The sequence below is a fragment of the Brevibacterium sp. 50QC2O2 genome, assembly GCF_024580675.1.
GTDB classification, from domain to species: domain Bacteria; phylum Actinomycetota; class Actinomycetes; order Actinomycetales; family Brevibacteriaceae; genus Brevibacterium; species Brevibacterium moorei.
The window spans coordinates 1-333 of the sequence record NZ_JANIJZ010000062.1; the positions used below are offsets into that span (position 1 = coordinate 1).

The 333-nt window shown below is 63.1% G+C and carries 1 protein-coding gene; it reads right to left on the reverse strand.

Annotated features, from left to right (window positions below):
* Positions 1 to 251 (reverse strand): 13E12 repeat family protein (locus NQ038_RS15220; protein WP_257062995.1); only part of this gene is annotated, 251 nt, incomplete at its 3' end.
* Positions 252 to 333: the final 82 nt, after the last annotated feature.

Genomic DNA, 333 nt, shown 5'->3' on the forward strand with positions numbered 1-333 from the left:
GTCAGATTCCACGCACCATTCCTCCTAGGTGTCACCGTCACATGAAACTCATCAACCAACGGCGGAACCTCCGCGAAACGCCCATCAGGATCCAGATAGGCTCGGATCCGAGAACCCAGCACACGAATCTGGTCCACATCAACACTCGGCACCGTGTCCACGAGCATCCGTTCGGCCGTGGCGTGATGGACATGCCGGACCGGGGTGGGGATCTTCTCGATCTCCCGGATCACCGCCTGCGCCTGATCCACCGACACACCCCCGTCCGCCAGGGCGAGGGCAACATGGGGGTAGGCCGGTTCCAGACGCGCACCCGTTAGAGACCGGCCGGCA